Below are 5330 nucleotides of genomic sequence, written 5' to 3' on the forward strand. Positions count from 1 at the left end.
GCGCGGATTGAACAGGATGACATAGATCATGAAGAGTTCGGCGACAGGCACGGCGAACGCCGCAAAGTGCAGAATGACGATGCCCAGGCAGATCAGCAGGCGGTACCCGATATTCATATGCTTTCCTCCTTTTCAGGACAAGAGGCTTCCAATCCCGTTCCGGTTGACAGATGTTATTGACGGATTCAATATGGGGATAAAAATCCAGAATGTCAAAAATGTGTCTCATCCCGAAGCGGGTTACAGTCCGCAGTCTGGCAGAAAAACGGCATCGGCTGCCGATTCTTCCCGGTTCCCGCCCGGGATTCATAGCCTCTTGTACTTTCCGAATACATCGGCATCCTTGAAAATATCCATGCCTTCCCTGAAATTGTACTTGACAAATAGGATTAATTCCTATTTAGTAGTTATATGAGCAGGCAGGACGTCACCGAAAAAATTCAAGCGTTCATCGATACATGTCACCGACATCACCTGAAAATTACGCCCCAGCGCGTGGCAATCTACAGGGAACTGTTGCAGTCCGACATGCACCCTTCGGCCGACGTCCTTTACCGGCTTGTCAAAAGAGACTATCCCAACATCTCTTTTGACACCGTCAATCGAACGCTGCTGACGTTCGTCCATATCGGCGTTGCCAACGTCGTCGAGATCTTCGGCGGCGCCAAGCGGTTCGATGCGAACGTCTCGGACCATCACCACCTGCATTGCATTCAATGCGGCAGCATCACGGATTTCCACCACCGGTATTTCGACAGTCTGGCGGATCCCGAGGATGTCCCCGCGGACTTTCAAATTCTGGACAAGCGCATCGTGTTGAAAGGCATCTGTAACGCATGCAGCAAAAAAACGTCGCAACCTCACGGCACGCCCCATCATGACGAAAATCCAAAACAGAAAGGAAAATAGGAATGAGCAAGACCAAGGAAAATCTGCAGGCCGCTTTCGCCGGGGAATCCCAGGCCCGGAACAAGTACACCTTCTTTGCGGAAATCGCCCGTGAAGAAGGCTATCATTACATCGCCAAGCTGTTTGAAGAGACCGCCGAAAACGAAAAGCAGCACGCCCTGGACCATTTCAAGATGCTGAACGGCCTCGGCACCACGATCGAAAATCTCAAAGCGGCCATCGGCGGCGAGGACTACGAGGTCCAGAGCATGTACCCCACCTTTGCCAAGGAAGCCGAAGCCGAAGGAGAAAAGCTCGCCGCCATCGCCTTTCAGCAGGTCGCGAAAATCGAAGCGCATCACCGGGAGCGCTACAAAAAGCTTCTGGCCATGGTGGAGTCCGGGACCGTTTTCAAACGGGAGGAACCCATCAAATGGAAATGCAGCGTCTGCGGCTATATTGTCGAAGGCAAGGAACCGCCCCCCAAGTGCCCGTCCTGCAAAAAACCGAAGGAATATTACGAACCGGCATGCATGGATTTCTAACCGCGTCCGTCTGATTATGCCTTGACAAGCTTCGATAATTCTTCTATCAGAGGATATTTGAATATCGTTCAAGGTGCCGCAGTGCTTAAAATGGGAATCCCGTGAAAGTCGGGAGTGGTCCCGCCGCTGTAATCGGGGACAAAATTCGCGAATACCACTGTTTGTGAAACACAAATGGGAAGGTGCGAATAGTAGGACGATCCGAAAACCAGAAGACCTGCCTTGGACACGCCTGTCCTTCTCTACGATGAATGGAGACGCCGGCAATCTGAAAGGGTCAAGAAACTGGGTGCAACCCTTCAAGCCCAATGGGTTTGAAGGGTTTTTTTATTGCCCAACCTGCGGGCGCCTTCTCTCGAACAGGCGAGGCCGCCCGACATGACGGCATGGACATCCGTGCTATAAATAAGGTGCATTGAACTGCCATGATGACAGCAACCGGAAAACTTTACGGCATCGGCGTCGGCCCCGGGGATCCTGAACTGATTCCCCTCAAGGCCGTCCGTATCCTGGGTGGGGTGGATGTGGTTTTTGCCGCCTCTTCATCCAAGAACACCTACAGTATGGCCGTCGACATCGCCAGGAACCATATCCCTGAAAACACCCCCATCATCAAACTCCCCTTTCCCATGACCAGGGACAAGATCGAAACCGAAAAGGCGTGGCGGGAAAACGCCCAGACCATCATCGCCCACGTATCGGCGGGAAAACAGGCGGCGTTCATTACTCTGGGCGACCCAATGACCTATTCCACCTACGGGTATGTCCTGAAAAGCATTCTGGCGATCCGCCCCGATCTTCCCATAGAGACCGTACCGGGCATCACCTCTTATCAGGCCTGCGCTTCCCGTCTCAACACGCCCCTGGTGGAGGGGGAGGAGTCCCTGCTCATCACGTCGGGAGTCAAGGGGGGAGATCGCCTCCGGAACACCTCTCCACGACCCGAAAACATTGTTTTTCTGAAGGCATACCGCAATGCCGCCGACATTTCCCTGGCCCTGGAGGAAAGCAATATGGTCGACAACAGCGTCGGCATCAGCTGTTGCAGCCTGCCCCAGGAGGAGATCATCCGCGACATCCGCGCTTTCAAGGATCGGAAACCCGGCTACTGGACCATCATCATCGCAAAGCAGAACCCCTGATTCCACCGCGATCACGACGGACGACGGCTGTTTTCAATGCCGGAACAGCGGTCTCCCTGTTTGATTTCTCGCCCGGAAAACCGATGCCCGCCATTGCGGCCCCTCGATCCCGACGCTTCTTTCCTACCAGACTTCCGGATATCCAATATCCACGAAGGCGCTCTCCATCTTCTGCTTATGATCCCGTTCCATGGCGGCCAGTTCCATAAAGATCTCCTTCTGCCTGGGATCGGTGCAGCCGCCGGCGAGTGCGGTGTAGTGGTTCATGGCCGACTCTTCCTTCTTCATGGCCAGGGCGAAAGCGTCGCTGGGCGTCATGTCGGCCGAAACCACGGGATCCGGCAGGGTTTCGGCAACGTGGTAATCCCGCTCCTCGTCGAAGGGGAGTTTTTCGGGTATGACCGCCCGAAACCCCTCCAGGATTTCCTGGTGCTTCTTCTCTTCCCGGACAAAGCCCAGAAACAGGTCCTTCAGAAAGGCATCCTTCATTTTGCCGGCAACGTCCCGGTAAAACCGTTGAGCCGCGATCTCGCTTTGAATGGCGTCCTTCAAAATCGTGTCGTACTCCGCTCGGTTCATGCATCCTCCCCTTGCAAGTCGGTTGTCGGAAACAAATTGTCAATCCTTGGTCATGGTTCAAGCTAATACATGCACCAAAGGATATCAATCCTGAAATTCAGTGTTCACCCGCGGCCTCCCGCCCCGATGTCGACGCTCCCCCAATCCCGTTCGGATTCGCGTCTCTCGGCCTCCGCCTTGATGCAGCAGACGGCATGGTTCCACACCACGTCATGGGCATACGCCGGAAAGATCCCTTTGAAGATCGCCCAGAGCATCCTCCCGGGAAAGCCCCGCCCTTTCCTGAAATCGAATGCGGTATAGATGACCAGACGATTGTTGCCGTCTTTCGTCGGCGTGATATCGAAGAGCAGCCGCCCCCGCTCCGAAAAGACTTCCTGAACCTCGAAAAGGAGGGCTTTGTCGGGAATGGCCCGAACCAGACGGACATCCATGGAAACGGGCAATCGACCGAGGCGGTATCGGATTACCGTTCCCACTTCGGCGGGAACACCCGAGATTCGTCGCACCGTAACGAACCTGAGTTTGAGGAACCGCCGGTCCGGGTCCCCGAATTTTTTCAGCTCGTTGAAGATGCTTCGGGCCGACGCCCGGATCTTGACGGCATACATCCGTTCCATCTCGGGCTCGACATCGAGGGTCACCCCCAGAGGCCCGGCGATGGAGCGCTTGAAATAGTCTCTTTTTTCCTTGATGATGACCGTCGGATACCGTCCGTATTGTTCCCAACGGATACCGAAAGCCGCCTCGGTCAGCAGATTCCGCGCCGTCTTGAAAGCACCGACGGTAATGGAACGGATCACGGGAAGGCTGATCAAATCGAGAAAGACGTCCCGATAGTCGGCGGTGCCGCTGCCGATTCTCCAGAGGACATTTCCCAGGTGCCACCGTTCTTTTTCCCGAAACTTCATCTCCGTGGCAAAGGCCTGGTAAAGGATCCGACTCAGGAGGGGGGAGGAGAATGCCGTCCGGATCAACCCGAACACCAGCCTGCCGTAACGGGTGTCGGTTTCCAGCCAGGCGGTTACCGGACCGTATCCCGCCCGGAGGCTTTCCGCGTCGATCCCCTCGTGAATGACGGTCCGCGCCAGAGCTTCCGCAGTGACGAACGCGGAATAGAGTCCGTCTTTATAAAGTCTTGCGCCCAGGGCGTCGCCGACCATGGCGATGCGATCAGCCACCGGGAATTTCGCGGGCCTGACCGCCATGAACGGGCTGCAGGCACAAGCGACGGGGATGGTTTCCATGGGCAGGTGGGGAAGGATGGCGCGAATATGAGGGAGCGCGAGGAAATCCCGGGCGATCTTCAGGGTGTCCCGGGGCAGGTCGGCCCTGTCGACGCTCCTGCCCACCAGGGCGACAGTAAGGTAATCCCCTTTGGGAACCAGGGCGATATGCTCCAGCGGCAGCGCCTTCGAGCCGGATTCGATAAAATAGAGCTCCCGGTCCATGACCTTTCTGAGGTAGCCGCGTCCGGGCTTCAGTTCCAGGACCAGGGTGCGCCGCACCTCCGGCGGCCTGAAGCGGGGCATGATCGCACGGCAGGACTGAAAGAGACGGTTTTCGGAAGGGGGTTGCCCCGGCCGCGGATTGACGCCCACAGCCAACGCGACGAAATCCGCATCGACCGCCTTCGCCGCCGCCCCCGCTGTTTTGACCACAAGCAGCGGCCTTCCCGAGGGCAGATACCGGATCTCCCGCGCCTCTCCGGTCAGGATGTCGGCCCCTTCCGCAACGGCCTTCTCCAGGAGGAAGTGGTCGAAACCCTTCCCGCCGTCCGTTCGGTCGCCGGGCAGGCTTCCGCGGAACACCGCCGTCATCCGCTGCCCGGCCGGAACCCTCAGGGGAAAATTCTTCCAGAGCCCGTGGATCCAGATATGGGTAAAGGACTCCTGAATCAACACCTCGGGAAGCGCCAGGTCCTTTTCGCGCAGAAGCGCATGCAGCCGCGGCGAGATGCCGCCCGCGCAGTGGTTGCACCCCCTGCGTTGCCATATCCGGCCTGCGGGATGACGCTGGGCTTTTTTCTCGATGATCGTAACGGACAGCCTCCGCCCTGCGCACTTCGCCTCCCGGAGCAGGTGAACGGCGAAAAGTGCGCCCGCAGGCCCGCCCCCGACAATACAGACCCTGCTCCCGTCCGATAAGACCGACTTTTTTTGACGTTGGGTGTTCA

At 57.0% G+C, this 5330-nt stretch carries 5 protein-coding genes and 1 riboswitch; of the genes, 3 read left to right on the forward strand and 2 right to left on the reverse strand.

What is annotated here, in order from left to right; all coding sequences use genetic code 11:
• Positions 1 to 411: 411 nt before the first annotated feature.
• The 3 genes from AB7S84_RS12885 (at position 412) to cobI (ending at position 2575) form a co-directional block, all read left to right on the forward strand.
• Positions 412 to 909, forward strand: coding sequence for a Fur family transcriptional regulator (locus AB7S84_RS12885; RefSeq protein WP_020877416.1), 498 nt, complete (start codon positions 412 to 414; stop codon positions 907 to 909).
• Positions 910 to 911: 2 nt separating this feature from the next.
• Complete coding sequence (gene rbr, locus AB7S84_RS12890; protein ID WP_020877417.1) at positions 912 to 1433, forward strand: rubrerythrin; 522 nt, start codon at positions 912 to 914, stop codon at positions 1431 to 1433.
• Between the two features lie 54 nt (positions 1434 to 1487).
• A riboswitch (cobalamin riboswitch) is annotated at positions 1488 to 1672 on the forward strand.
• Between the two features lie 186 nt (positions 1673 to 1858).
• Positions 1859 to 2575, forward strand: coding sequence for a precorrin-2 C(20)-methyltransferase (gene cobI, locus AB7S84_RS12895; RefSeq protein ID WP_020877418.1), 717 nt, complete (start codon positions 1859 to 1861; stop codon positions 2573 to 2575).
• 123 nt (positions 2576 to 2698) lie between these two features.
• Here cobI and AB7S84_RS12900 read toward each other — a convergent pair whose 3' ends face one another.
• Complete coding sequence (locus tag AB7S84_RS12900) at positions 2699 to 3154, reverse strand: ferritin-like domain-containing protein (RefSeq protein WP_020877419.1); 456 nt, start codon at positions 3152 to 3154, stop codon at positions 2699 to 2701.
• A gap of 104 nt (positions 3155 to 3258) precedes the next feature.
• Positions 3259 to 5330 (reverse strand): NAD(P)/FAD-dependent oxidoreductase (locus AB7S84_RS12905; protein WP_428154876.1); only part of this gene is annotated, 2072 nt, incomplete at its 5' end.

Source organism: Desulfococcus sp. (genome assembly GCF_050178255.1).
Taxonomy (GTDB): Bacteria; Desulfobacterota; Desulfobacteria; order Desulfobacterales; family Desulfococcaceae; genus Desulfococcus; species Desulfococcus multivorans.

Coding starts and splice junctions, on each gene's coding strand:
- AB7S84_RS12885 (WP_020877416.1), top strand. CDS start 412: ATGAGCAGGCAGGACGTCACCGAAAAAATTCAAGCGTTCATCGATACA.
- AB7S84_RS12900 (WP_020877419.1), bottom strand. CDS start 3,154: ATGAACCGAGCGGAGTACGACACGATTTTGAAGGACGCCATTCAAAGC.
- cobI (WP_020877418.1), top strand. CDS start 1,859: ATGATGACAGCAACCGGAAAACTTTACGGCATCGGCGTCGGCCCCGGG.
- rbr (WP_020877417.1), top strand. CDS start 912: ATGAGCAAGACCAAGGAAAATCTGCAGGCCGCTTTCGCCGGGGAATCC.